We start from the raw sequence: 25,111 nt of genomic DNA, 5'->3' as shown, positions 1-25,111 counted from the left end.
CGGCGGGCGCTCGCCTAACCGGTGGCGCGGTAGGCCTCGCCCGCCCGGTTCGGCGTTCCCCCGGGCACGTACAGCCCCGTGCCCGGCTTGTCGGCGGGGAGCGCGAACCACGCGTAGCGCTCCAGGTACGGCAGCCCTTCGAGCATCCGCGCCGACGCGCCGGCGAAGTCGGCCAGCTGCCGCTCGTCCGGGTAGCGCACGCCGCCGCCGGAGAAGTCCATCAGCGAGTACTCGGTGAGCCAGATCGGCAGCCCGTACCGCGCCCGCACCGCGTCCAGGTAGTTCTTCAGGTGGCCGACCGCCGCCGGGCCGAAGTCCGAGCCGTACCAGTGCAGCGCGATGAAGTCGACCCGCAGCCCGCGCGCCCGCGCGCCCGCCATGAACCGGTCGAGCCAGCCACCGGCCCTGTCACCGCTGTGCGCGACGGCCGGGCTGCCCAGCCGCATCCCCGTCGCCTGCAGCTGCGGCCACAGGTCCAGCGCCTGCTCCACCGTCATGTTCGACTGCTCGCCGAGGTCCGGCTCGTTGAAGCCGAGCAGCGTGCCGCCCTGCCCCTTGACCGCGGCCAGGTTGCCGGGCGTCAGCGTCTTCGCGCCCCAGATCATCGGCACGTACTCGACGCCGGGCGGCGCCTGCACGTCCTCCCTCGTCGGCGCCCAGTTGTAGAACCAGCCCGCGCCGACGTCCGACAGCGCTCGCGTCACGCCGTCGAAGCTCCACGTGCTGACGCCCTTCTTCACCGACCTGGCGACCGGCTGGACGACCGGCGGCGGCGCGGCGGGCGGGGCCGGGACCGTCGTGGTGGTGGTAGTGGTCGTCGTGGTGGTGGTCGGCGCCGCGGTCGCGGGCACGAGGGTGGTGGTCGTGACGGTCATGGGCGCGGCCACCGGCACCGGTTCCGGCGGCGGTTGCCGCTGTTGCGGCGGCAGCAGCACGACCGCGCCCGCGACCGCCGCCACGGCCGCCGCCGCGATCAGCGGCTTGGTCGCGGCGTGCGCCCAGAACCCCCGCTCCACCACCGCGACCACCGGCTCCGCGGCGAGCAGGTCGAACCCGGCGGGCACCGGCACGAGCGGGATGCGGGCCAGCAGCCCGTCCACCGCCGCCAGGTCGTCGAACCCGCGCGCGCACCTGGCGCACTCCCGCGCGTGCCGCACGATCCGCTTGCGCCACAGCGCGCCGGGCTGCCCGTCCCAGTCGGAGATCACCTCGGCCAGGTCGCCGCAGCGCGGCGCGGCCAGCACCCGCACGACCACCCGCGCCGCGTCGAGCTGCGCCTTCATCCGCTGCACCCGCACAGCCGCGTGCTGCGGCGTGAGGTCCAGGGCGGAGGCCAGCTCGGCCCGGCTGATCCGGCCGACCTGCTCCAGCCACCACAGCGACAGCAGCTCGCGGTCGTCGTCGCCGATCCACCGGGTGGCCGCCACGACCTCCCGGCGCTGCCCGGTGAGCTGGAGCCGGGTGATGGCCAGGTCGGCGAAGTCCGCGCCGGGGTCGGCGACGTCGGCGGGCTCGACGTCGGCCACCGGCGGCCGGGTCCGGTGGTGCTCGCGCACCTGGTTCAACGCGATCGCCAGCAGCCACGACCGGAACGCGTCCGGGTCCCGCAGCTTCGACAGCCCGTTCAACGCGCGCAGCATCGTCTCCTGCACCACGTCGTCGGTGTCGGGGTGCCCGGCCAGGGCGTGCCCCACCACGTTGTAGACCAGCGGCAGGTACGCCGCCACCAGCGCGTCCAACGCGCCGGGCTCGCCACGCTGCGCGGCCGTCACCGCCGCCGCGTCCCCTGGTGTGCGCATACCGCTCCTCTCGGCCGAGTCGGGCTTACCCACCGGAGACGGTCGGACGGCGACACGATAACCAGAATTACGCGGCGAGCACCGAAGCGGCCATCCCGATCAGCGCCGTGCCGCACAGCCGCTCGAACACCGGCCGCACCCTCGGCCGCGACAGCAGCGCGGACAGCCGGCCCGCCAGCGGCACCACAACGGCCCAGAAGCACGCGAACACGCCCACCGCGACCGCCGACAGCAGCGCGGCCTGCGGCAGCGGCGGCGAGGCCGGGTCCATGGCCTGCGGGACCAGGCTGAGGAACGTCAGCATCACCTTGGGGTTGAGCAGGTCGCACAGCACGCCGCGCAGGAACAGCGACCGGTCCGACTTCGGCGCCGCCGTGATCGACCTCTTCGACCGCAACGTCATCACGCCCAGGTAGGCCAGGTACAGGGCGCCGACCGCCTTGACCGCCAGCAACGCCGCCGGAGCCGCCGCCACCAGCGCGGACAGGCCCACCGTGGCCAGCACGGCGTGCACCAGCAGCCCGGTCACCACCCCCGCCGCCGTCAGCGCGCCGAACCGCGCGCCGCGCACCGCGTTGCCGGTGACCAGCACGAAGTCCGGGCCGGGCACGACGGTGATGACGACCAGGGCGAGCAGGAACGAGGTCCAGGCGATGTGCACGGCCGCATCCTCGGTCACAAGTTCGGGCTTATTCCACCTGACATCTACAGTGTTCGGTTGTGAGCGGAACAGCCGAACTGGATTCGGTCGACTGGCAGATCCTGGAGGCGTTGCAGAACGACGCGACGCTGCCCAACCGGACCCTGGCCGACCAGGTCGGCATCGCGCCGTCGACGTGCCTGCAACGGGTGCGCAGGCTGCGCGAGCTGGGCGTGATCACCGGCTTCCACGCCGTGGTCGACCCGCGCACCACCGGCCTGCCGCTGGAGGCCGTCGTCTCGGTGAACGTCCGCCCGCACACCCGGCCGGTGGTGGCCGGGTTCCGGCGGTTCGTGATGGCGCAGCCGGAGACGCGGTCGCTGTTCCACGTCAGCGGCCAGGCCGACTTCCTGGTGCACATCGCGGTGGCCGACAGCACGCACCTCCAGGCGTTCCTGGTGGACAAGATCGCCTCGCGGACCGAGGTGCGGAACCTGACCAGCTCGGTGGTGCTGGAGCGGGTCGAGACGCGGGCGCTGACGCCGCCGGACGACCTGCGGCCCACCCACCGCAGGCGGCGCGTCTAGATTGCCCGGCATGGACCCCGACGAGTTCCGCCGCATCGGCCACGAGGTGGTCGACTGGATCGCCGACTACCGCTCGCGCGTCGAGGACTTCCCGGTGAGGTCGCGGGTCGAGCCGGGGTGGGTGCGGGGGCAGCTGGCCGGGCTGCCCGAGCGGGGCGAGGGCTTCGACGGGCTGCTGGCCGACCTGGACCGGGTCGTGCTGCCGGGGACCACGCACTGGCAGCACCCCGGCTTCTTCGCCTACTTCCCGTCGAACGCCTCCCTGCCGTCGGTGCTGGGCGACCTGCTGTCGTCGGGGCTGGGCGTGCAGGGCATGTTGTGGTCCACCTCCCCCGCCGCCACCGAGGTCGAGCAGCACCTGATGGACGAGCTGGTCGGCGCCATGGGCCTGCCGTCGTCGTTCGTCGGCGGCGGGGTCGTCCAGGACACCGCGTCGTCGGCCGCGCTGGTCGCGACGCTCGCCGCGCTGCACCGCGCGTCGGGCGGCGAGTGGCGGCAGGCGGGGGTGGACGGGACCGAGGTGGTGTACGTGTCGTCGCAGACCCACTCGTCGCTCGAACGGGCGGCCCGGATGGCCGGGCTCGGCGGGCAGGCCGTGCGGTCGGTCGAGGTGGACGACCGGCTGGCGATGCGGGTGGACGCCCTGGCCGAGCGGATCGGGTCCGACCTCGCCGCCGGCCGCCGCCCGGTGCTGGTGTGCGCGACCGTCGGCACCACCGGCACGGGCGCGGTGGACCCGGTGCGCGAGATCGCCGCGCTGTGCGCGGAGCACGGGATCTGGCTGCACGTGGACGCGGCGTGGGCGGGTCCGGCGGCGCTGTGCCCGGAGTTCCGGGACCTGTTCGACGGCGTGGAGCTGGCCGACTCGTTCACCTCGAACGCGCACAAGTGGATGCTCACCGCGTTCGACCTGTCCCTGTTCTGGACCGCCCACCCGGACGTGCTGGTCGACGCGCTGACGATCCTGCCGGAGTACCTGCGGAACACGGCGACCGACTCGGGCGCGGTCGTGGACTACCGCGACTGGCAGGTCCCGCTGGGCCGCCGGTTCCGGGCGTTGAAGCTGTGGTCGGTGCTGCGCTGGTACGGGCTGGAGGGCGTGCGGGCGCACCTGCGGGGCCACGTGGAGCTGGCGGCGCTGCTGGAGTCGTGGGTGGCGGCGTCCGACGAGTGGCAGCTGGTCGTCCCCCGGTCGCTGTCCCTGCTCACCCTCGCCCACCGGGCCGGCGACGGGGCCACCCGCGAGGCGATGGACCGGGTCAACGCGGGCGGCGACGCGTTCGTCACGCACACCGTCGTCGGCGGCCGGTTCGCCATCCGGGTGGCGATCGGGGCCGAGGCGACCAGGGAGCACCACGTCCGGGCGCTGTGGGACGCCCTGCGGGTCAAGGGTTGATCAAGTCCGTGAGGTCCACGGTGATCGGGAAGGGAGTGGGGACCTCCACCCTCACCGTTCCTCTCGCGATCTCTTCGTACCCGCCGGCGACCAGGTCGAACGCGGTGAGCGTGATCGGTTCGTCGAGTTCGACGAGCCAGTAGTGCGGGATGCCCGCCTTGGCGTACTCGATCGGCTTGAACATGCGGTCGGTGCGACGCGTCCCGGGCGACACGATCTCCACGGCCAGCCGCAGGTCTGCCGGGTCGAACCGCTTCGGGTGCTCCCAGTAGCGCTCAGTCGGCACGACCACCACGTCGGGCGCGCGCACCGTGAGCGGCGGCTCGGGGTCGATCAGGACGTCGACGTCCAGGACAGCCACCGCTTCTGCCGGCAGTTGCCCTTTGAGGCAGTGCCGCAGGTTCGCCATCGCCACCTGGTGCTTCGGCGCCGGTTTGGGGGCCACGAGCAGGATTCCTTCGACCAGCTCCACGTGGTGCGACTCGTGCTCCGGCAGCGCGTCCCACTCCTCAAGGGTGAGCAAGTGGTCAGGCCAGGGCATCACGCTCATCGCGGCCCACCTCCAGCACGCGCTCCGTTGACTGCGCAGAGTAGCTGATCGACTACAGGACCCTGAGCAGGCCCTCCTGCACCACGGTGGCCACCAACTGGCCGTCGTGGCGGTAGAAGCGGCCCGTCGCCAGGCCCCGCGCGCCCGACGCCGAGGGCGAGGCGCAGTCGTAGAGGAACCACTCGTCGGCCCGGAACCGGCGGTGGAACCACATCGCGTGGTCCAGGCTCGCGCCCAGGACCTTGTCGGTGCCCCAGTACACCCCGTGCCGCACCAGCACCGAGTCGAGCAGGGTCATGTCCGACGCGTACGCCAGCACGCACACGTGCAGCAGGTCGTCGTCCGGCAGCTTGCCGTCCGCCCTCATCCACACCTGGCTGCGCGCCTCGCCCGGACCGTCCTCGCGGGCCCGCCACGGCGGCTCGGTCACGTACCGGATGTCGATCGGCCTCGGCAGGCGCGCCATGCCGACCTTCTCCAGGTAGCCGGCGGCCGACTCGGCGTAGGTCGGCAGCGTCGCCGGCGGCGGCACGGCGGGCATCGGCTCCTGGTGGTCCAGGCCCGGCTCGTCCAGCTGGAACGACGCCGACAGGGTGAAGATGGCCTTGCCGTGCTGGACGGCCACCACGCGCCGGGTCGTGAAGGACCGCCCGTCACGGACGCGGTCCACTTCGTACACGATCGGGACGCTCGGGTCACCGCCGCGGATGAAGTACGAGTGCAGCGAGTGGACCCGGCGTTCCGGTGGCACGGTCCGGCCGGCGGCTACCAGGGCCTGACCGGCCACCTGCCCGCCGAACACCCGGACGGGCGACTCGGCGGGTGACACCCCGCGGAAGATGTTCTCCTCGATGCGCTCCAGGTCGAGGAGCGCGACGAGGCGGTCGAGAACGGGCTGCCCGTGCGGCACGCCGTCGGTGTCCAGCGGGACACCCGAGAACCCAGCGGTCGCCGCAGCACGGGCAGCCTCGGTCACGTCATCTCCTACGCGTGGTCGTCCTCCCCCAGGCGGTGCACCCGGATGAGGTTGGTCGAGCCGATGGTGCCAGGCGGCGAGCCTGCCACGACCACGACGAGGTCGCCCGGCTGGTAGCGGGCGATGTCGATCATCGAGAGGTCGACCTGGCGGACCATCTCGTCCGTCGAGTCCACCTTAGGCACCAGGAACGTCTCGGTGCCCCAGGTGAGAGAAAGCTGACTGCGCACGCTGGGCTCCGGCGTGAACGCCAGCAGCGGCAGCGGGGTGTGCAGGCGGGCCAGCCGCCGCACGGTGTCGCCGGACTGGGTGAACGCGACCAGCGCCTTCGCGTTCAGCCGCTCGCCGATGTCGCGCGCCGCGTACGAGATCACGCCGCGCTTGGTGCGCGGGACGTGGGTCAGCGGCGGGACCACGGTGGACTCGGTCTCGACGGCCACGATGATGCGGGCCATGGTCTTGACCGTCTCGATGGCGTACCGGCCGACCGAGGTCTCGCCGGACAGCATCAGCGCGTCCGCGCCGTCGAGCACCGCGTTGGCGACGTCCGACGTCTCGGCGCGGGTCGGCCGGGAGTTGGTGATCATCGAGTCGAGCATCTGGGTGGCGACGATCACCGGCTTGGCGTTCTCGCGGGCGATCTGGATCGCCCGCTTCTGCACCAGCGGCACGTGCTCCAGCGGCAGCTCGACGCCCAGGTCGCCGCGGGCCACCATGACGCCGTCGAAGGCGAGCACGATCGCTTCGAGGTTGTCGACCGCCTCCGGCTTCTCGATCTTGGCGATCACCGGCTTGCGGCCGTGGCCCACGCGGTCCATCACCTGGTGGACCAGGTCGATGTCGGCGGGCGAGCGGACGAACGACAGGGCGATGAAGTCGACGCCCAGGTTCAGGGCGAACTCCAGGTCCTCGATGTCCTTCTCGGACAGGGCCGGCACGGAGACGTCCATGCCGGGCAGCGAGAGGCCCTTGTTGTTGCTGACGGGGCCGCCCTCGGTGACCTCGCAGACCACGTCCGGGCCGTCGACCTCGATGACGGTCAGGCCGACCTTGCCGTCGTCCACCAGCAGGCGGTCGCCGACCTTGGCGTCCTGCGCCAGCTGCTTGTAGGTGGTGGAGACGCGGTCGTGGGTGCCCTCGACGTCCTCGACGGTCACCCGGACGACGTCGCCGGTGCGCCACTCGACCGGGCCGTGGGCGAACCGGCCGAGCCGGATCTTCGGTCCCTGGAGGTCGGCCAGGACGCCGACCGCGCGGCCCGACGCATCGGCCGCGTTGCGGACGAGGTCGTAGACCTGCTTGTGGTCGGCATGGCTGCCGTGGCTGAAGTTCATCCGGGCAACGTCCATACCGGCCGCCACCAGCTCGTTGACCTTGTCCTCGGTCGCGGTGGCAGGACCCATCGTACAGACGATCTTCGCGCGTCGACTCACGTCTCAGGAGCGTAGTCCCTGTCACTGGACCGATCAGGATGTACCGGGGGGTAATCTCCGCGAAACAGGCAGAATCTGCCCCGTGGGCGTCAGAATCCTTCCGTTCGTGGTCGCGGTGTCGCTCAGCGTCATCGTGCTGTTCACCCCCGCGTCAGGTGTGCCGACGGCTCCGCCGGGCACCGACAAGGTGGTGCACCTCCTGCTGTTCGCGCTGCTCACGGGCACCGGGTGGCTCGCGCGGCTGCCCGTCCGGGCGCTCGTGGCCGGCCTGATCGGTTACGCGGCGGTCTCGGAAGTGTTGCAGTGGCTCATCACCGCGCTCGGGCGTGGCGGGGACGTGCTGGACGGCCTGGTCGACGTCGCCGGCATCGGTCTCGGCTACCTGGTGGCGCGGTCGGCGTCCCGGGACCGGAGGACCCCTCCAGCAGAGTGAGGCCGCCTCGCAGAGGCCCGCGGCGGGACGTCGGGCGGGACGTCAGCGGCGGAAGCCCACCTCGGTCAGGCCGATGTGGTCGGCGCACCAGTCGACCAGCGGCGTGACCTCGCGCCAGGCGTCGCGCACCCGGTCCAGGCAGCCCGGCTCGTGCAGCACGTCGTCGGGCGGCCACACCTTCGCCACGTACAGCCGCTTGTGCTTGAGCAGTTCGATCCGCGGGTGCCCGACGTCCACCCCGCGCGGCGCGCGCTTGAGCTTGTCGCCGCGCAGCTCCCAGCCGCTGCCGGTCAGCCCGGCCAGCAGCTCCTCCAGCGCCCGGCCGCGCACGTCGTCGTCGACGGACGACCGGTAGCGGGCGAGCTGGTCCGACGCCATGGCGAACGACCCGCCGGCCACGAGCAGGCCCTCGGTCCCGACCTGCGCGTAGTGAGCCCCGCCACCGCGACCGAGTTCGACCACACCGCCGCAGTGGTCTTTGTAAGGCCGCTTGTCCTTGCTGAACCGCACGTCGCGATAGGGCCGAAAGACCTTTCCCGGCCCGAACTCGGGTTCCAGCGCGGTGAGCAACGCCTCCATCGACGCACGGACGTCCTGCTGGTAGATGTGCTTGTGGTCCTCCCAGTACGCCTTGGAGTTGTCGACCACGAGTCCGTCGTAGAAGTCGATGGCGTGTTCGCCGAAGCCGCTGAATTCCACGGCGCACAGCTTACGTTCGTCCATTCGTGGCTCATTCGAACGCTCTATCGCAACGCATCACCGAGCGGTCACGGGCTGTGCATAATCGGCCGGGTGGGTAGGAAATCGGCACTGGCCGGCTGGTTGCGCGAGCTGACCGCGGAGGAGGTCCGGGACGTCCTGGAGCTGCGCCGGGACGCCGCCGACCGCCGGCCCCACTCGCTGCGGGCGCTGGCGGACGAGCTGACCACGACGGCGTCGTTGCGCGCGGCCGTCGACGGGCTCGACCAGGCGTGCCGGGACGTGCTGGACACCGTGCTGCGGCTCGGCGACGAGGCCGGTGTGGAGCTGGTGGCGGACCGGTTGCGCTGCAACGGGAAGGCGTCGCGGGCGGAGCTGAAGAAGGCGTTGGCGCGGTTGCGGGCGCGGGCGCTGGTGTGGTCGGAGGCGGGCCGGTTGGTCAGCTCGCCGGGGCTGCGGCTGGTGGAGGACGAGCCGCCGCGGCGCGTCACGCCCGCGCCGCGCGCGCCGCGCCGGGTCCCGCAGCACCGCGGTTTCGCCGACCGGGCCGCGACCACGCCCGCGACGTCCACTGTGGACGGCGTGACGCGGCTGGTCGACCTGTGCGACGTCGACCAGGTGGTGTGCCGGGCCGGGGTCGGCCTGCGCGAGCTGCGGCGGGTGGCGGGCGCGCTGCGGACCGACGAGGGCCGGGCGCGGCTGTGGGTGGGGCTGGCGGTGCAGGCGCGGCTGCTCGCGGTGGACGACGGCCGGCTGGTGCCGACCAGCCCGTCGGACGCCTGGCGCGCGTCCTCGCCCGCGGACCGGTTGACCGCGCTGGCGCGGGCGTGGCCGCGGCTGACGTGGACGCCGGGCAGGCAGGGCCCGGCGTCGGCGGAGCCGTCCTCCTCGGACGTGGGCGACCGCACCAGGCGCGGCCTGCTGGAGCGGTACGCGGAGCTGGGTGAGGACGAGGCGTTCGAGCACCGGCACGAGGTGGTGGCGGACCTGGTGTGGGCGCGCCCCGCCGCGCACAGCCGGTCGGCGACCGAGGCGGCCCTGGTGGAGGCCGAGTCGGTCGGGTTGGTGGCGCTGGGCGCGGCGACCGCGCTCGGCCGGGCGGTGCTGGCGGACGACGTGGCCGGGGTGGCGGGCCGGTTCGTGCCGCCGGCGGCGGCGACGGCGCACCTGCGGCCGGACCTGACCGCCGCGGTGGCCGGGCTGCCGAGCCGCGGGCTGAGCGAGGTGCTGGACCTGGCCGCGGACGGCGCGACGGGCGGGTGGCGGTTCAGCGGCGAGAGCGTGCGGCGGGCGCTGGACGCGGGGCACGCGCCGGACGAGCTGCTGGCGCGGCTGGCGTCGGTGGCCGAGCACGGCGTGCCGCCGACCTTGGAGCACCTGGTCCGAGAGGTGGCGCGGCAGCACGGGCGGATCACGGTGACGCCGGTGGCGTGCTGCGTGCGGACCGAGGACCCGGTGCTGCTCGGCGAGATCGCCCGGCACCGGTCGTTGGCGCCGCTGTCGCTGCAGCCGCTGGGTCCGACGGTGCTGGCGTCGGCGAAGCCCGTCGGCGAGACGTTGGCGCTGTTGCGGGCGGCCGGTTACGCGCCGACGACGGCCGGCGCGGACGGCGCGGCGGTGATCGAGCGGGCGCCCCGGCGCCGGGCCGAGCCGCCACCGCCGGTGGTACGGGTGGGCGTCGACGGGTGGAGGGCGCCGCTGACCGGGCAGGAGCTGGCGAAGCTGGCGGCGGCGCTGGTGGAGCGGGAACGGCCGCGGCCGACGTTCGTGCTGCCGCCGGCGGAGTCGCAGCGGGTCGGCGCGGTGCGGCTGCTGCGGGACCAGTCGCTGGTGCTGCGCGACTCGGAGGTCGTGCTGCTGGCGGACGCGCTGGTGAGCCGGACGTCGGTGGAGATCGCGGTGGCGAGCGGCCCGCGGACCACGGTGAAGCACGTCATCACGCCGGTGGACCACGCGGCGGGCAACCTGAAGGCCGACTGCGGGCCGTGCGGCGGGCACCGCGAGTTCCTGGTCAGCCACATCCGCTCGGTGCGGGCGGTGGCCGGGGCCGGGGCCGGCCCCTCCCGGCGCGCGGAAGGGGCCGGGCCGCGGTCAGGACGTCGCGAACCCCCCGTCCGGCTGGGCGCGCAGGATCTCGCACACCGCGCGGAGGGCGGCGTCCAGGCTGCCGATCTCGGCGTCGGTCAGCAGGATCGACGGTTCGAACCGCAGCGTGGTCACGGCGCTCGCGGTCGGGAAGGTGCGGATGTCGTGGGCCTGGAGCAGGTAGCCGGCGATCACGTAGCCGAGCAGGCCCGCGTTCGCGCGGATCGACGGTGACGCCGCCCCGACCTGCGAGTGGAACTCCAGCCCCAGCATCAGGCCCCGGCCGCGCACGTCCTTCACGACGTCCGGGTAGTCCGATCGCACGGCGCGCAGCGCGGCCGTCAGCTTCCCGCCCAGTTCCGCCGCCTGCCGGTAGGCCCGGCCGTCGTCGGCCTCCAGCAGGTCCAGCACCGTCGCCGCGATGTGGCAGGAGAACGCGTCCTTCGCGAACGTCGAGCTGTGCACCAGCTCGAAGTCGGGCCGGTACCGCGATTCGCGCACCAGCAGCACCGACGCCTTCGCCACACCGCCGCCGAGGCTCTTGGCCAGCGCGTAGTAGTCGCCGCGCAGCCCCACCAGCGAACTCGCCAGGAACGCGCCGGACCGGCCCATGCCGCTCTGGATCTCGTCGACCACGACCGGCGCGCCGAGGTCGGCGCACACCTGCTGGATCTCGCCCGCCAGCTCGGCGGACACCACCTTGATGCCGCCCTCGCCCTGGATGGGTTCCACCAGGAACGCGGCGACCACCGGGTAGTCGCGCTCGACCACCCGCGCCTCGCCGCCCTCGACCACGACGTCCAGCACGGTCGCGCGCACCTCGTCCGCGACGGCCTTCGCCGCGCCGGGCCGGTCGAGCGGCACGAACCGCGCCTGCGCCGCGAGCGCCGCGAACGGCGTGCGGTAGTCGGCGTTGTGGGTGAGCTGCACGCTGCCCGCCAGCTTCCCGTGGAACGAGCCCTCCAGCGTCAGGAACACCGGCGGGCGGGCGGTGACCTCGGCGTTGTGCCGGGCGATCGCGGCCAGCAGCCCGGCCCGCCCGGACGCGGGCGTGCTGCCGACCCGCTCGTGCGCGCTCGCCGCGATCGGGCCGGACAACGCCGCCAGGTTGGCCTCGACGTCGGCCATCAGCTCGGCCGCGCGCAGCACGCGGTCCAGCTCGGCGTGCTTGATCGCCGCTTCGACGGCCTCCGCGCCGCTGTTGGCGAAGATCGCCGAGAACGCCTCGTCGTCGTCCAGCTCGCGCCGGATGATCCGGTTGAGCCGGTTGGCCACCTCGTTGGCGTACGGGTGCCGGGAGAACTGGGCGTGGATCGGCGTCCCCGCGGCCAGCAGCTCCCGGGCGCGCGCCACGATCGCGGGGTGGTTGTGCCCGAGCATCAACGAGCCGTAGCCGCCCGCGAAGTCGAGCACCGGCACCTCGCGACCGTCTTCGGCGCGCCGGTAGAGCGTGTTCCCCTCGGCCCGGACGTACTCGACGTCCAGGCCGATGCTCGACAACCACCCGAGCAGGTGCGGTTCGGCGAGTTCACGTTCACTGTGGACGGCGGTCACCGGAGACCTCTTCTCCTGGGAGGGACATCAGTTCCACGCGCCGGGCGCGCGGTAGGGCTTCGCGGTCCACGTGGACGCGGAAGTGGGTGGCGGTGCGGTCTTCTCGGCACGCGACAGGGCGTGCAGGGCGTGCAGGGCGACCGCGACGGCCGCCAGCTCCTCGGGGCTGGGCTCGCCGCGGTCCACCCGCAGGAACGGCGCGCCCGTCACGTCGGCGGGTTCCCGTGCTTGCGGGACGGGAGGTCGACGCGCTTGGCGCGCAGCACGGCCAGCGCGTCGATCAGCGTGGACCGGGTGTGCGCCGGGTCGATGACGTCGTCGACCAGACCGCGCTCGGCCGCGTAGTACGGGTGCACCAGCTCGCGCTGGTACTCCTTGATCCGCTGCGCCCGCGCCACCTCCGGGTCGGGGGCGGTGGCGATCTCGCGGCGGAACACGACGTTCGCCGCGCCCTCGGCGCCCATCACCGCGATCTCGTTGATGGGCCAGGCGAACGACAGGTCGGCGCCGATCGACCGGGAGTCCATCACGATGTACGCGCCGCCGTAAGCCTTACGCAGGATCACCTGGATGCGGGGCACGGTCGCCGCGCAGTACGCGTAGAGCAGCTTCGCGCCGTGCCGGATGATCCCGCCGTGCTCCTGCTCGCGACCCGGCAGGAAGCCGGGCACGTCGACCAGCGTCACCAGCGGGATGCTGAACGAGTCGCACGTCTGCACGAACCGCGCCGCCTTCTCCGAGGCGTGGATGTCGAGCACGCCCGCGAGGGAGGCCGGTTGGTTGGCCACGATGCCGACCACGTGCCCGTCGAGCCGGGCGAGGCCGCAGACGATGTTGGTCGCCCAGTTGGCGTGCACCTCGAACAGGTCGCCGTCGTCCACGACGTCCTCGATCACCGCGCGCATGTCGTAGGCCCGGTTCGGGTCGGCGGGCACGAGGTCGAGCAGCGCGGTGTTCTCCCGGTCGGCCGGGTCGTCCGGCGCCACGACCGGTGGCAGCTCGCGGTTGTTCGCGGGCAGCATCGACACCAGGTGCCGGACGTCGGCCAGGCACTCGACCTCGTCGTCGTAGAGGAACTGCGCCGCGCCCGACACGCCGGCGTGCGCGTCCGCGCCGCCCAGCTGCTCGTGCGTGATGTCCTCGCCGGTCACCGACCGCACCACGTCCGGCCCGGTGATGAACATCTGCGAGATCCCGCGCACCATGAACACGAAGTCGGTCAGCGCGGGCGAGTACGTCGCGCCGCCCGCGCACGGCCCGAGCATCACGCTGATCTGCGGGATCACCCCGGACGCCCGGACGTTGCGGCGGAAGATGCCGCCGTAGCCCGCGAGCGCGGAGACGCCCTCCTGGATGCGCGCGCCCGCGCCGTCGCTGAGGCTGATGATGGGCGCGCCCGCCGACTCGGCGAGGTCCATCACCTTGTGGATCTTCTCGGCGTGCGCCTCGCCGAGCGACCCGCCGAAGATGCGGAAGTCGTGCGCGTAGACGAACGCGGTGCGGCCGTGGACGCGGCCCCAGCCGGTGACCACGCCGTCGGTGTGCGGCCGGCGGTCCTCCAGGCCGAACCCGGTGGCCCGGTGCCGGCGCAGCGGTTCGATCTCGCGGAACGTGCCCTCGTCGAACAGCAGGTCGAGGCGTTCCCGCACGGTCAGCTTGCCGCGGTCGTGCTGCGCCCGCGACGCCTTCGCGAGCGGTCCCGGCTCGACCTGCTCGCGCAACGCGCGCAGTTCGGCGACGCGGGCGCGCAGGTCGCGCGGCGCTTCATCGGTGACAGTCATGGTCCCCTCAATCCAGAGTTCGCGACGGGGCGGGCGGGAGGTACCCGGCGCGCACGAAGAAGTCGACGTACTTGGCGAACAGGTCCTCCCCGACGACCGGGCAGCGCACCCCGGCGGGTTCCAGCGCCGCGTCGGTCTCGGTGGTGTCGATGGGCGGGTAGAAGGCGTCGCTGTCCGCGGCCATCAGCTCGAACGCGTCCAGCAGCGGCAGCAGGGCGTTGTCGCGGTCGGCGCGCACGTGCGCGCGGAAGGCGTCGCGGTCCACCTCGCGCAACGGGTAGCCCAACGTCCTCAGGTGCTCCACGAAGTCGCCGAAGCCCTGGTGGCCGGGGTTGTGGAAGTGGAACGTGCGGCCGTGCTCCCGGCGGGCGAGCGCGGTGATGCCCGCGGAGACGTAGTCGACCGGCACCATGTGCACGGCGCCCTTCAGGCCCGCCGGCACGGCCCGCGCCTGCACCAGGCCCTTCAGCCCGAGCCAGACGAAGTCGCGCGTCTGGCAGGCGCCGTTGTCCTGGTCGCCGGAGATCACGTCCACCCGGTAGACGGAGACCGGCAGGCCGCGGTCGCGGGCGAGGTCGACCACCCGCTCGGCGACCCACTTGGTGCGCAGGTAGTTGCTGGGCAGGGCTTCGGCCGGGCCGGTCGGGTCGCCGACCTTGAGCGGCACGCCCGGTTCGACCACGGCCGGGAACACGCCGACCGTGGACACGTGGTGCACGGGGACCGTGCGGTGCCGCGCGGCCAGCCGCAGCACCTCCTCGGTGCCGCGCACGTTGGGGACCTTCAGCTCGTCGTAGGAGCGCAGCCAGTTGACCGTCGCGCCGGCGTGGAAGACGACGTCGACCGCGGCGGCCAGCCCGTCGAACCGCTCCTCGGTGAGCCCCAGGCGGGGCGCGGCCAGGTCGCCGACGACGACGGACACCCTGGAGCGGTCGACGTCCACCTGGTACCAGCGGAGGTTCGCGTCGAGCTTTTCCCGGGCCTGCTCCTCGCTGTCCGCGCGCACGAGGCAGTGCACGCGGGCGTCGGTGTCGCGGAGGAGGTCGCGCAGCAGGAAGGCGCCCAGGAAGCCGGTCGCGCCGGTGAGGAAGACCTCGCGCGGGTCGACCGCGACCCGGACGACCTCGGCGGCCGGGCGGATGTCGTCGGCCAGCGCGATGTCGGCGGTGTAGTCGACCTCGTCGGCCGCTCCCGCGGGGTCCTCCCCCTCGGCCATCCCCGCGTGCAGGTGGTCGGCGAGCGCGGCCGGCGTGGGGTGGTCGAACACCAGCGTGGCGGGCAGCGCCAGGCCGGTGGCCGCGGCCAGCCGGTTGCGCAGCTCGACCGAGGTGAGCGAGTCGAACCCGAGGTCGGCCAGGTTCCGGTCGGGCTCGATGCCCGCGGTGTGGCCGAGCACCTGCGCCGCCTCGGCGCGCACCACGTCCAGCACGGCCTCCCGGCGCCGGGCCCCGGTCAGGTCGGCCAGGTCGGGGGCGGCGTCCGCCCGGTCGGCGGCCTTCGGCCGCGCGGTGGCGCGGGTGAGGCCGGAGAGGATCGCGGGCGCCCGGTCCGGCCGGGCCCGCAGGGTCGGCACGTCGATCGGCGTGGCGACCACCGCGGGGACGCAACTGGCCAGCGCCGCGTCCAGCAGGCCGGGCCCGGTCTCGGCGGTCACCGGCAGGAACCCGGTGCGGGCGATGCGCTTGAGGTCGGCCTCCTCCAGGTGCCCGCCGAGGCCGCCGACGCCCGCCCACAGGCCCCAGGCGATCGACGTCGCCGGGAGGCCGAGCGCGGCGCGGTGCTCGGCGAGGGCGTCGAGGGCGACGTTCGCGGCGGCGTAGTTGCCCTGCCCCGGCCCGCCGATGACGCCCGCGATGGAGGAGAACAGGACGAACGCGGTGAGGTCGAGGCGCCTGGTCGCCTCGTGCAGGTGCCAGGCCGCGTCGGCCTTGGGCGCGAGCACGGCGGACAGCCGCTCGGGGGTGAGCGAGCCGATGACGGCGTCGTCCAGGACGCCCGCCGTGTGCACGACGCCGGTCAGCGGGTGCTCGGCCGGGATGGCGGCGAGGAGCCCGGTGACGGCGTCGCGGTCGCCGACGTCGCAGGCGACGACGTCGACGTGCGCGCCGAGGGCGGTCAGCTCCGCCCGGAGCCGGGCCGCGCCGGGGCTGTCGGCGCCCCGGCGGCTGGTGAGGAGCAGGCGGGGCACGCCGTGGGCGGTGACCAGGTGGCGGGCGACGAGGGCGCCGAGCGCGCCCGTGCCACCGGTGACCAGGACGGTGCCGCCGGCGTCCCACCGCGGCCCGTCCCCGTCGTCGGTCGGGTCGAGCCGGGTCAGCCTCGGCACCAGCACCTCGCCGTTGCGGACCGCCGCCTGGGCCTGGCCGGAGGCCAGCACCGCGTCCAGCCGGGACGTGCCGGGGTCGGCCAGGTGGTCCACGTCGACCAGCACGATCCGCCCCGGCGCCTCCGCCTGGGCCGACCGGACCAGGCCCCACACCGCCGCGGCGGCCGGGTCGCGCGGCTCACCGGCCGCGGCCACCGCCCGCCGGGTGATCACGACCAGCGCGGTGCCGGCCAGGCCGTCGTCCGCCAGCCAGCGCTGGACGAACGCCAACGCCTCCCGCGTCATCCGGTGCACGGCGGCCGGCGCGTCTTCGGCGCCCGTCGCGAACGGCACCGCGACGGCGTCCACACCGGACACGTCGGCGTCGGCCTGGTCGGGGCCGAGGGTCCGCCACCGCACCGCCGTCGCGGGCTCCGGCGCGACGATCCGCGTCCACTCGGTGCCGAACAGCGAGTCGTGGGGCCGCCCCCGGTCCGGCTCGACCACCGGCCGGGTGCGCACCGCGCCCACCGTCAGCACCGGCGTGCCGCCGGGGGTGACCGCGTCGACCGCGACCCCGTCCGGCGTCCGGGTCCGGCGGACCCGCAGGGCCGTCGCGCCGCCCGCGTGCAGCCGCACCGACCGCCAGTGGTGCGCGAACCCGGGACCGACCGCCGCCTCCAGCAGCGCCGGGTGCAGCTCGTGCCCCGCCGCGTCGGCCACCTCCACCACGTCGCCGGACTCGAACGCGGCCGGAGCGGGACCGCCCAGCGCCAGGTGGCCGACGGCGTGCGTGGTCCACGCGAGGTCGGCGTCCGGGCGGCTGTGGACGGCGACCGGACGGCGTCCGTCCGCTTCCGCCGCCTCCACCACCACCTGCACCTGGAGCGCGCGGTCCACCACCAGGGGCGTCCGGACGGTCAGCTCGTCCACCACCGTGCAGCCGACCTCGTCCGCCGCCCGCAACGCCCACTCCACCAGCACCGCCGGTGACGCCGGGTCGCGGGGCGACAGCCGGCCGGACAGCACGGTCTGCCCGGTGCCCGCGACGTCGACGGCCGTGCCGAGCACCGGGTGGTCGACCCGGCCCAGCCCGAGCCCGGCGGCGTCGGCGGTGGGCGGGGTCAGCCAGTGGCGGTCCCGCTGGAACGGGTAGAACGGCAGGTCGACGCGCCGGGCGCCGGTGCCCTCGTAGAACGCTTCCCAGTCCACGGCCGCACCGCGCACGTGCAGCGCGGCCAGCGCGGTGACCACCGACTCGGGTTCGGGCCGGTCGGCGCGCACCGAGGCCAGCGCGGCGGCGGGCTCGCCGACCCACTGCGCGGCCATCGCGGTCAGCACCGGACCGGGGCCGACCTCCAGCAGCGTGGTGACCCGCTCGGCGAGCAGGGCGTCCACCGCGTCCCGGAAGCGCACCGGCCGGCGGACCTGCTCCACCCAGTAGTCGGGCGAGTGCCACGAACCGGTCCCGGCGACCGTGGAGATGTAGGGGATGCGGGCGGGCTCAAGGGTCGTCTCGCGCACGACGGCGCGGAACGCCTCCAGCATCGGGTCCATGAGCGGTGAGTGGAACGCGTGGCTCACCGCCAACCGCTTCGTCCTGCGCCCGGCCGCGGCCAACCGCGCCGCGACCGCTCCGGCGGCGCGCTCGTCACCGGAGATCACCACCGCGTTCGGCCCGTTCACCGCCGCGAGCGCCAGCCGCAGCTGCCCCTCGACCAGCGGGAGCACTTCGTCCTCGGACGCCTGCACCGCGAACATCGCGCCGCCGGTGGGCAACGCCTGCATCAGCTCCCCGCGCGCCTCGACCACCGCGCAGGCGTCGTCCAACGACCACACACCCGCCGCATAAGCCGCGGCCAGTTCGCCGACCGAATGCCCCACCACGAAATCGGGCCGCACACCCCACGACTCCAACAACCGGAACAGCGCGACCTCGAAAGCGAACAACGCGGGCTGCGCGAAGCCCGTCTCGTCGACACCGGCGCCAGAACCCACAACCTCGCGAACCGAACCCGAGAACCGCGAGCACACGTCCTCGAACACCTCGGCGAACACCGGGAACTCACGCGCCAGCGCCGACCCCATGCCGGCGCGCTGCGCGCCCTGCCCGGTGAACAGCAGCCCGAGCCCGCCCCCGGCCGGGGAGCCGGTCACCACGTCGGGGCCGCCCTCCCCCGCCGCGAACGCCCGCAGCGCCGCCGCGGGGTCGTCCGACACGACGGCCGCCCGGTGCTCCAGCGCGGCCCGGCTCGCGGTCAACGAGTACGCCACGTCCAGCGGCCGACCGCCCACGTCCGCCAGGCGCCCGGCCTGCCGCCGCAGCGCGTCCGGTGTCTTCGCCGAGAACACCCACGGCACCGCGGTGGGCGTCCGGAGCGCCGGGGCGACGGGTTCGGACGCGGGTGGCTGTTCGAGGATCACGTGCGCGTTGGTGCCGCTCACCCCGAACGCCGACACGGCGGCCCGGCGCGGCCGGTCGACCTCCGGCCACGGCCGGGTCGACGTCAGCAGCGACACCGCGCCCGCCGACCAGTCCACCATCGGCGTCGGCTCGTCCACGTGCAGCGTCCTGGGCAGCACGCCGTGCCGGAGGGCCTGCACGACCTTGATCACGCCGCCGACGCCGGCCGCCGCCACCGCGTGCCCGATGTTCGACTTCAGCGACCCCAGCCACAGCGGCTCGCCGGTGCGGCCCTGGCCGTAGGTGGCCAGCAGGGCCCGCGCCTCGATCGGGTCGCCGAGCCTGGTGCCGGTGCCGTGCGCCTCCACGGCGTCCACGTCGGACACGTCGAGCTTGGCGTCGGCCAGCGCCTGCCGGATCACGCGCTCCTGCGCGGGACCGTTGGGCGCGGTGAGGCCGTTGGACGCGCCGTCCTGGTTCACCGCGCTGCCGCGCACCACGGCCAGCACCCGGTGCCCGTGCCGCCGCGCGTCCGACAGCCGCTCGACCAGCAGCAGGCCGACGCCCTCGGACCAGCTCGTGCCGTCCGCCGCCGCGGCGAACGACTTGCACCGGCCGTCCGGCGCGAGCCCGCGCTGGCGGGCGAAGTCGACGAACCCGCCGGGCGTGGCGGTGATCGTGGCGCCGCCCGCGAGGGCCATGGTCGACTCGCCGCGCCGCACCGACTGCACCGCGAGGTGCAGGGCCACCAGGGACGACGAGCACGCGGTGTCGACCGTGACGGCCGGGCCCTCGAACCCGAACGTGTAGGACACCCGGCCGGACGCGACGCTGCCCAGCTTGCCGGTCATCAGGTAGCCCTCGAACTCCTCCGGGCCCTCCAGCGGCAGGTAGGTCTGCTCGACCGCGCCCACGAACACCCCGACCGGGTCGCCGCGCAGCGCGGCCGGGTCGATGCCCGCGTCCTCGAACGCCTCCCAGGCGGTCTCCAGCAGCACCCGCTGCTGGGGGTCCATGGCCAGCGCCTCGCGCGGCGAGATGCCGAAGAAGCCCGCGTCGAACTCGCCCGCCCGATCCAGGAACCCGCTCTCGCGGCTGTAGGACGTGCCGGGCGTGGCCGGGTCCTCGTCGTACAGCCGCTCCAGGTCCCAGCCCCGGTCGTCGGGGAAAGGCGAGATGGCGTCACCGCCGTCGGCGACCAGCCGCCACAGGTCGTCCGGGGTGCGGACCCCGCCGGGGAACCGGCAGGCCATGCCGACGATCGCCACCGGCTCCTCCAGGCCGGATTCGAGCTGCGCGATCCGCTGCCGCGCCTTCTGCAGGTCGGCTGTCACCCATTTGAGGTAGTCGACGAGCTTCTCTTCTTTCGACATGGCTCCTGCTTGCTCCTCGTCGGTCAGCTCGACGCGCGGCCGAGCTGGTTGTCGATGAAGTCGAAGATCTCGTCCGCGGTGGCCGAGGTGATCACCTCCGGGTGGTGGTCCGGCTGCTCGTCCCCCGTCCCGGTCCAGCGGACGAGCAGCGTGCGCAGCCGCGCGGCGACCTCGGCGTGCTCCTTGCCGCGCCGGTCCGCCGCGTCCCGCGCCACGCCGGACAACGCGGCTTCCAGCCGGTCCAGCTCGGTGAGCACCGGCGACTTCCCGGTCGGCGCCGCCTCACCGAGCACGAGGGCGGCCAGCGCGTTCGGCGTCGGGTGGTCGAACACGGCGGTGGCGGGCAGCGCGACACCGGTGGTCGCGCCGAGCCGGTTGCGCAGGTCCACCGCGGTCAGCGAGTCGAACCCGAGCTCCTGGAACGGCCGGTCGGCGGGAACCTGCGCGGTGTCCGGGAAGCCGAGCACGGCGGCGGCCTCGGCGCGGACGAGGTCCAGCACGACCCGCTCCCGCCCGGCCGGGTCCAGCGCCCTGAGCCTGGCCGCGAAGTCGGCCGCGGACTGCCCCGCCGCCACGCGCCGGGCGGTGCGCGGCTTGGCCCGCAGCGGTGTCGCGGTCAGCGCCGGCCGACCGCTCGCCAGCGCGGCGTCGAGCAGGGCCAGGCCCTCCTCGGTGGTGACCGGCCGGAAGCCGTCCCGCGCGAACCGGTTGCGGGCGACCTCGTCCAGCTCCGCGTTGATGCCACCCGGCCGCGCCCACAGCCCCCAGGCGATCGACGTCGCGGGCAGCCCCGCGGCGGCCCGGTGGGCGGCGAGGGCGTCCAGGAACGCGTTCGCGGCGGCGTAGTTGGCCTGCCCCGGTCCGCCGAGGACGCCGACGACCGACGAGAACAGGACGAACGCCCGCACGTCCCCGACGAGTTCGTGCAGGTGCCAGGCGCCGTCGACCTTGGGCCGCAGCACGGCGGCCAGCCGGTCGGCGGTCAGGTCCGGCGCGAGGCCGTTGTCCAGCACGCCCGCCGTGTGGACGACGGCGGTGAGGCGGACGCCGGCGATCACCGCGGCCAGCGCGTCCCGGTCGGCGACGTCGCACGCCTCGATCCGCACGGTCGCGCCCAGCCCGGTGAGCCGCGCGGCCAGGTCGGCCGCCCCCGGCGCCCGATCGCCGCGCCTGCTCACCACCAGCAGGTCGGTGACGCCGTGCGCGGTGACCAGGTGCCGGGCCACCTCCGAGGCCAGCGCGCCGGCGCCGGTGATCAGCACCGTTCCGCCCCACTCGGGCGTGCCTCCGGTCCCGGTCAGCCGCTCCAGCCTGGGCACGGAGGTGACACCGCCCCGGACCTCGGCCTCCGGCTCACCGGTCGCGACCAGGCGGGCGAGCGCGTCGAACGGGATGTCCTCGCCGTCGAGGGCGACGGTGAGCACGCGACCGGGGTTCTCGGACCGCACGGACCGCAGCAGCCCGGTGACCGCCGCGCCCGCCAGGTCGTCCACCCGCGTGAGCACGACGAGCTTGCCCGGGTCCTCCCGCGCCGACCAGCGCCGGACCAGGTCGAGCGCGGCCGCGGCCCGGCGGTGGACGGACGCGACGACGTCGGTGTCGGTGTCGGTGTCGGTGTCGGTGTCGGTGTCGGTGGACCGGAAGTCGGCGAACACCGCGTCCGCGCGGGGGTGCGCGGGGTCCTCGGCCGACGCCCAGCTGACCGCGTGCTCACCGATGTCGTCGGGCAGCGCGACCCAGCGCGTCTCGTGCAGGGGCAGCGAGGTCCCCACCTCCGCCGACCCGATCGCCCGGAGTTCGACGGCCCCGACGCTCAACACGGGGGACCCGGCCGCGTCGACGAGTTCCAGCCCGCCGCCCGGGCCCGCCGCGGCCCACACGACCGCCGCTCCGGTGGCGTGCAGGCGGACGTCGCGCCACACGTGCGCCAGCCGGTCGCCCTCCCCCAGCGCCGCGGCCGACAACGCCGGGTGCAGGCCGTAGCGGGACGCGTCCTCCGGGGCCACCGCGTGCTCGTCCCGCCGGCCGGCCACCGGCGCCGCCGCGCGCTCGTCGGCGGTGAGCGTCCCGGTGGCGTGCAACGTCCAGTCCACCTGGTCGTCCGCCCTGGCGTGGATGGTCACCGCGCGCCGGCCGCCGTCGGCGGCGCCCGCGCGCAGCTGGAGGCGCACCGGCCCGGTCAACGCCACCGGGGCGTGCACGAGCAGTTCCGCCACCGCGGGCGTGCCGAGCTCGCCACCCGCCCGCAGTGCCACCTCCACGAGGGCCGAGCCCGGCAGCACCGGCGTGCCGAACGGCTCCGGCAGCCACGGCAGCCGGTCCGCCGTCACCCGGCCGGTGAACAGCGCCTCGCCGGTGCCCGCCACCGCCACCTGGTCGCCGAGCAGCGGGTGCCCGTCGTCGGAGGTGACCGGGTCCAGCCAGTAGCGCTCGCGCTGGAACGCGTAGGTGGGCAGGTCCACGAACCGGCCACCGCCGAAGAACGCCCGCCAGTCCACCTCGACGCCGACCGCGTGCAGGCGGCCGAGCGCCGTCACGGCGGCGGTCGGTTCGGGGCGGGCGGCGCGCAGCAGCGGCACCGCCGTCACGCCTTCGGGGACCAGCGCCGTCAGCACCGCGTCCGGCCCGAGTTCGAGCGCCGCGGTGACGCCCTGGTCGACCAGCCGGGTGACCGCGTCGTGGAAGCGCACCGGTCGGCGGACCTGGTCCACCCAGTAGTCGGGCGAGGTCCAGGACGCCGCCTCGCCGACCGTCGAGACGTAGGAGGTCCGCGGCTCGGCCAGGGTCACGCCCCGGACGACCTCGCGGAACTCTTCGAGCATCGGGTCCATGTGCGACGAGTGGAACGCGTGGCTCACCGTCAGCCGCTTGGTCTTGCGCCCCAGGGCGGTCAGCGCGGCGGCCACCTGCTCGGTCTCGTCCTCGTCACCGGAGATCACCACCGACGTCGGCCCGTTCACCGCCGCCACCGCCACACCCGGCCGCAGCAGCGGCAGCACCTCGTCCTCAGACGCCTGCACAGCGATCATCGCGCCGCCCACCGGCAACGCCTGCATCAGCTTCCCGCGCGCCTCGACCACCCGGCAGGCGTCCTCCAGCGAGAGCACCCCGGCCACGTGCGCGGCGGCCAGTTCGCCGATCGAGTGCCCGACCACCACGTCCGGCCGCACACCCCACGACTCCACCAGCCGGAACAGGGCCACCTGCAGCGCGAACAGCGCCGGCTGCGCGTACCCGGTCAGGTCCAGGTCGTCCCCGGACCCGATGACCGACCGCAGCGGCCGGTCCGTCGAGAACCGCGCGCACACCTCGTCGAAGACCGCCGCGAACACCGGGAACCCGGCCGCCAGCGCGAGGCCCATGCCCGCGCGCTGCGACCCCTGCCCGGTGAACAGGAACGCCGTCTTCCCGCCACCGCGCACGCCGAGCACCACGTCCGCCGCCGGGGCGTCCGACGCCACCGCCGCCACCCCCCGCAGCAACGACTCCCGGTCCGCGCCCACGACCACCGCGCGGTGGTCCAGCGCGGCGCGCCCGGTCGCCAGCGAGAAGCCGACGTCCGCGGGTGAACCGGCCGCGTCCGCCGACCCGACCGCGGTCAGCAGCCGGTCGGCCTGCTCCCGCAGCGCCTCGGCGGACGCCGCCGACAGCACCCAGGGCACGACGGCCGGGCCGGGCGGTCCGGTGACGGCCTCGTCGGGCGCTCCGGCGACCTCCGGCGCCTGCTCCACGATCACGTGCGCGTTCGTCCCGCCGAAGCCGAACGACGACACCGCCGCCCGCCGGGGCCGGTCGACCGCGGGCCACGGCCGTTCCCGGGTCAGCAGCGACACCGCGCCGGCCGACCAGTCCACGTGCGGCGAGGGCGTGTCGGCGTGCAGGGTGCGCGGCAGCACGCCGTGCCGCATCGCCTCCACCACCTTGATCACGCCGCCGACCCCGGCCGCCGCCTGGGCGTGCCCGATGTTCGACTTCAGCGACCCCAGCCACAGCGGCTCGCCGACGCGGTCCTGGCCGTACGTCGCGAGCAGGGCGTTCGCCTCGATCGGATCGCCCAGCACCGTGCCGGTGCCGTGCGCCTCCACCAGGTCGACGTCCGAAGTGGACAGTCGTGCTCGCGCCAGCGCCTGCCGGATCACCCGCTCCTGCGCGGGACCGTTCGGCGCGGTGAGCCCGTTGGACGCGCCGTCCTGGTTCACCGCGCTGCCGCGCACCACGGCCAGCACCCGGTGCCCGTGCCGCCGCGCGTCCGACAACCGTTCCAGCAGCAGCAGGCCGACGCCCTCGGCCCACCCGGTGCCGTCGGCGCCGGCGCCGAACGACTTGCACCGGCCGTCCGGCGCGAGCCCGCGCAGCCGGGAGAACTCGACGAACGCCACGGGCGTCGACATCACCGTCGCGCCGCCGGCCAGCGCCAGGTCGCACTCGCGGCGTTGCAGCGCCGTCACCGCGAGGTGCAGGGCCACCAGGGACGACGAGCACGCGGTGTCGACCGAGACCGCCGGGCCCTCCAGCCCGAACGCGTAGGCCACCCGGCCGGACGCGACGCTGCCCGCGCTGCCGCTGAACAGGTACCCCTCGAAGTCACGCCCCGGCAGGTGCGCGCGCGACCCGTAGTCGTTGTACATCACGCCGGTGAACACCCCGGTGCGGCTGCCCCGCACCGAGTGCGGGTCGACACCGGCCCGTTCGAACGCCTCCCACGTCGTCTCCATCAGCAGCCGCTGCTGCGGGTCCACGGCCAGCGCCTCGCGCGGCGACATGCCGAAGAACGCGGGGTCGAACCGGTCGGCGTCGTGCAGGAACCCGCCGCGCCGCGAGTAGGACCGGCCGACCCGGTCGGGGTCCGGGTCGTAGAGCCCGTCGGGCCAGCCCCGGTTGTCCGGGAAGTCCGACACCGCGTCGACGCCGTCGGCGACGAGCCGCCACAGGTCTTCCGGCGAGCGCACCCCGCCGGGGTAGCGGCAGGCCGTCGAGACGATCGCGACGGGTTCCTGCTCGCGGTCCTCGACCTCCTTCAACCGGCGGCGGGCGTCCCGGGCGTCGGCGATGGCACGCTTCAGGTAGTCGCGGAGTTTGTCCTCGTCAGCCACGTC

The 25,111-nt window shown here is 74.6% G+C and carries 14 protein-coding genes and 1 pseudogene; 4 read left to right on the top strand and 11 right to left on the bottom strand.

The window, feature by feature from the left end; genetic code table 11:
* Positions 1 to 14: 14 nt before the first annotated feature.
* The gene (locus AB0F89_RS15975) at positions 15 to 1,799 is read right to left on the bottom strand and encodes a sigma-70 family RNA polymerase sigma factor (RefSeq protein ID WP_367136917.1); all 1,785 of its coding nucleotides are present in this window, start codon (positions 1,797 to 1,799) and stop codon (positions 15 to 17) included.
* Between the two features lie 67 nt (positions 1,800 to 1,866).
* A complete protein-coding gene (locus AB0F89_RS15970) occupies positions 1,867 to 2,478 on the bottom strand; it encodes a LysE family translocator (RefSeq protein WP_367136915.1) in 612 nt (203 codons plus the stop codon).
* Positions 2,479 to 2,519: 41 nt separating this feature from the next.
* Between AB0F89_RS15970 and AB0F89_RS15965 the strand changes: the two genes are divergently transcribed.
* Together AB0F89_RS15965 and AB0F89_RS15960 are read left to right on the top strand one after the other, a co-directional pair.
* A complete protein-coding gene (locus AB0F89_RS15965) occupies positions 2,520 to 3,026 on the top strand; it encodes an Lrp/AsnC family transcriptional regulator (protein WP_367136913.1) in 507 nt (168 codons plus the stop codon).
* A 10-nt stretch (positions 3,027 to 3,036) separates the two neighbouring features.
* Positions 3,037 to 4,422: an aspartate aminotransferase family protein gene (locus AB0F89_RS15960; RefSeq protein WP_367136911.1), complete on the top strand. Its 1,386-nt coding sequence runs from the start codon at positions 3,037 to 3,039 to the stop codon at positions 4,420 to 4,422.
* On the opposite strand, the gene AB0F89_RS15955 is transcribed toward AB0F89_RS15960, so the two are convergent.
* Genes AB0F89_RS15955 through pyk form a run of 3 tightly spaced genes read right to left on the bottom strand, consistent with a single transcriptional unit; the run spans position 4,412 to position 7,381 of the window.
* On the bottom strand, positions 4,412 to 4,972 hold the full coding sequence (locus tag AB0F89_RS15955; RefSeq protein ID WP_367136909.1) for a Uma2 family endonuclease: 561 nt from the start codon (positions 4,970 to 4,972) through the stop codon (positions 4,412 to 4,414). The genes AB0F89_RS15960 and AB0F89_RS15955 overlap by 11 nt on opposite strands.
* 52 nt (positions 4,973 to 5,024) lie before the next feature.
* Complete coding sequence (gene tesB, locus AB0F89_RS15950) at positions 5,025 to 5,948, bottom strand: acyl-CoA thioesterase II (protein WP_367136907.1); 924 nt, start codon at positions 5,946 to 5,948, stop codon at positions 5,025 to 5,027.
* Positions 5,949 to 5,956: 8 nt separating this feature from the next.
* Positions 5,957 to 7,381: a pyruvate kinase gene (pyk, locus tag AB0F89_RS15945; RefSeq protein ID WP_367136905.1), complete on the bottom strand. Its 1,425-nt coding sequence runs from the start codon at positions 7,379 to 7,381 to the stop codon at positions 5,957 to 5,959.
* 82 nt (positions 7,382 to 7,463) lie between these two features.
* On the opposite strand from pyk, the gene AB0F89_RS15940 reads away from it, so the two are divergent.
* Positions 7,464 to 7,814, top strand: a complete 351-nt coding sequence (locus tag AB0F89_RS15940; protein WP_367136903.1) for a VanZ family protein — start codon at positions 7,464 to 7,466, stop codon at positions 7,812 to 7,814.
* A 42-nt stretch (positions 7,815 to 7,856) separates the two neighbouring features.
* Here AB0F89_RS15940 and AB0F89_RS15935 read toward each other — a convergent pair whose 3' ends face one another.
* Positions 7,857 to 8,513: a DUF2461 domain-containing protein gene (locus AB0F89_RS15935; protein WP_367136901.1), complete on the bottom strand. Its 657-nt coding sequence runs from the start codon at positions 8,511 to 8,513 to the stop codon at positions 7,857 to 7,859.
* On the opposite strand from AB0F89_RS15935, the pseudogene AB0F89_RS15930 reads away from it, so the two are divergent.
* Positions 8,421 to 10,010, top strand: a pseudogene (locus tag AB0F89_RS15930) (helicase-associated domain-containing protein); the annotation flags it as partial. The gene AB0F89_RS15935 and the pseudogene AB0F89_RS15930 sit on opposite strands and share 93 nt — an antisense overlap.
* A gap of 594 nt (positions 10,011 to 10,604) precedes the next feature.
* Here the strand turns inward: AB0F89_RS15930 and AB0F89_RS15925 are convergent.
* The 5 genes from AB0F89_RS15925 to AB0F89_RS15905 are packed head-to-tail and all read right to left on the bottom strand — an operon-like array spanning position 10,605 to position 25,108.
* Positions 10,605 to 12,152, bottom strand: a complete 1,548-nt coding sequence (locus AB0F89_RS15925) for an aspartate aminotransferase family protein (RefSeq protein ID WP_367136899.1) — start codon at positions 12,150 to 12,152, stop codon at positions 10,605 to 10,607.
* Positions 12,153 to 12,179: 27 nt separating this feature from the next.
* The gene (locus tag AB0F89_RS15920) at positions 12,180 to 12,362 is read right to left on the bottom strand and encodes an acyl-CoA carboxylase epsilon subunit (RefSeq protein ID WP_367136897.1); all 183 of its coding nucleotides are present in this window, start codon (positions 12,360 to 12,362) and stop codon (positions 12,180 to 12,182) included.
* A complete protein-coding gene (locus AB0F89_RS15915; protein WP_367136895.1) occupies positions 12,359 to 13,933 on the bottom strand; it encodes an acyl-CoA carboxylase subunit beta in 1,575 nt (524 codons plus the stop codon). Before AB0F89_RS15915 ends, AB0F89_RS15920 begins: the two co-directional genes overlap by 4 nt.
* Positions 13,934 to 13,940: 7 nt before the next feature.
* Complete coding sequence (locus tag AB0F89_RS15910) at positions 13,941 to 20,015, bottom strand: thioester reductase domain-containing protein (RefSeq protein ID WP_367136893.1); 6,075 nt, start codon at positions 20,013 to 20,015, stop codon at positions 13,941 to 13,943.
* 23 nt (positions 20,016 to 20,038) lie between these two features.
* The gene (locus AB0F89_RS15905; RefSeq protein ID WP_367136891.1) at positions 20,039 to 25,108 is read right to left on the bottom strand and encodes an SDR family NAD(P)-dependent oxidoreductase; all 5,070 of its coding nucleotides are present in this window, start codon (positions 25,106 to 25,108) and stop codon (positions 20,039 to 20,041) included.
* Positions 25,109 to 25,111: the final 3 nt, after the last annotated feature.

The organism is Saccharothrix sp. HUAS TT1 (assembly GCF_040744945.1).
Classification (GTDB): Bacteria; Actinomycetota; Actinomycetes; order Mycobacteriales; family Pseudonocardiaceae; genus Actinosynnema.
The sequence above is the reverse complement of the archived record's forward strand: the minus strand, read 5'-3'. Positions and strand labels throughout refer to the sequence as shown.

Excerpts from the sequence above, each read along its gene's own strand:
- AB0F89_RS15975 (WP_367136917.1), bottom strand. The coding sequence starts at position 1,799 with ATGCGCACACCAGGGGACGCGGCGGCGGTGACGGCCGCGCAGCGTGGC.
- AB0F89_RS15960 (WP_367136911.1), top strand. The coding sequence starts at position 3,037 with ATGGACCCCGACGAGTTCCGCCGCATCGGCCACGAGGTGGTCGACTGG.
- AB0F89_RS15955 (WP_367136909.1), bottom strand. The coding sequence starts at position 4,972 with ATGAGCGTGATGCCCTGGCCTGACCACTTGCTCACCCTTGAGGAGTGG.
- AB0F89_RS15915 (WP_367136895.1), bottom strand. The coding sequence starts at position 13,933 with ATGACTGTCACCGATGAAGCGCCGCGCGACCTGCGCGCCCGCGTCGCC.
- AB0F89_RS15910 (WP_367136893.1), bottom strand. The coding sequence starts at position 20,015 with ATGTCGAAAGAAGAGAAGCTCGTCGACTACCTCAAATGGGTGACAGCC.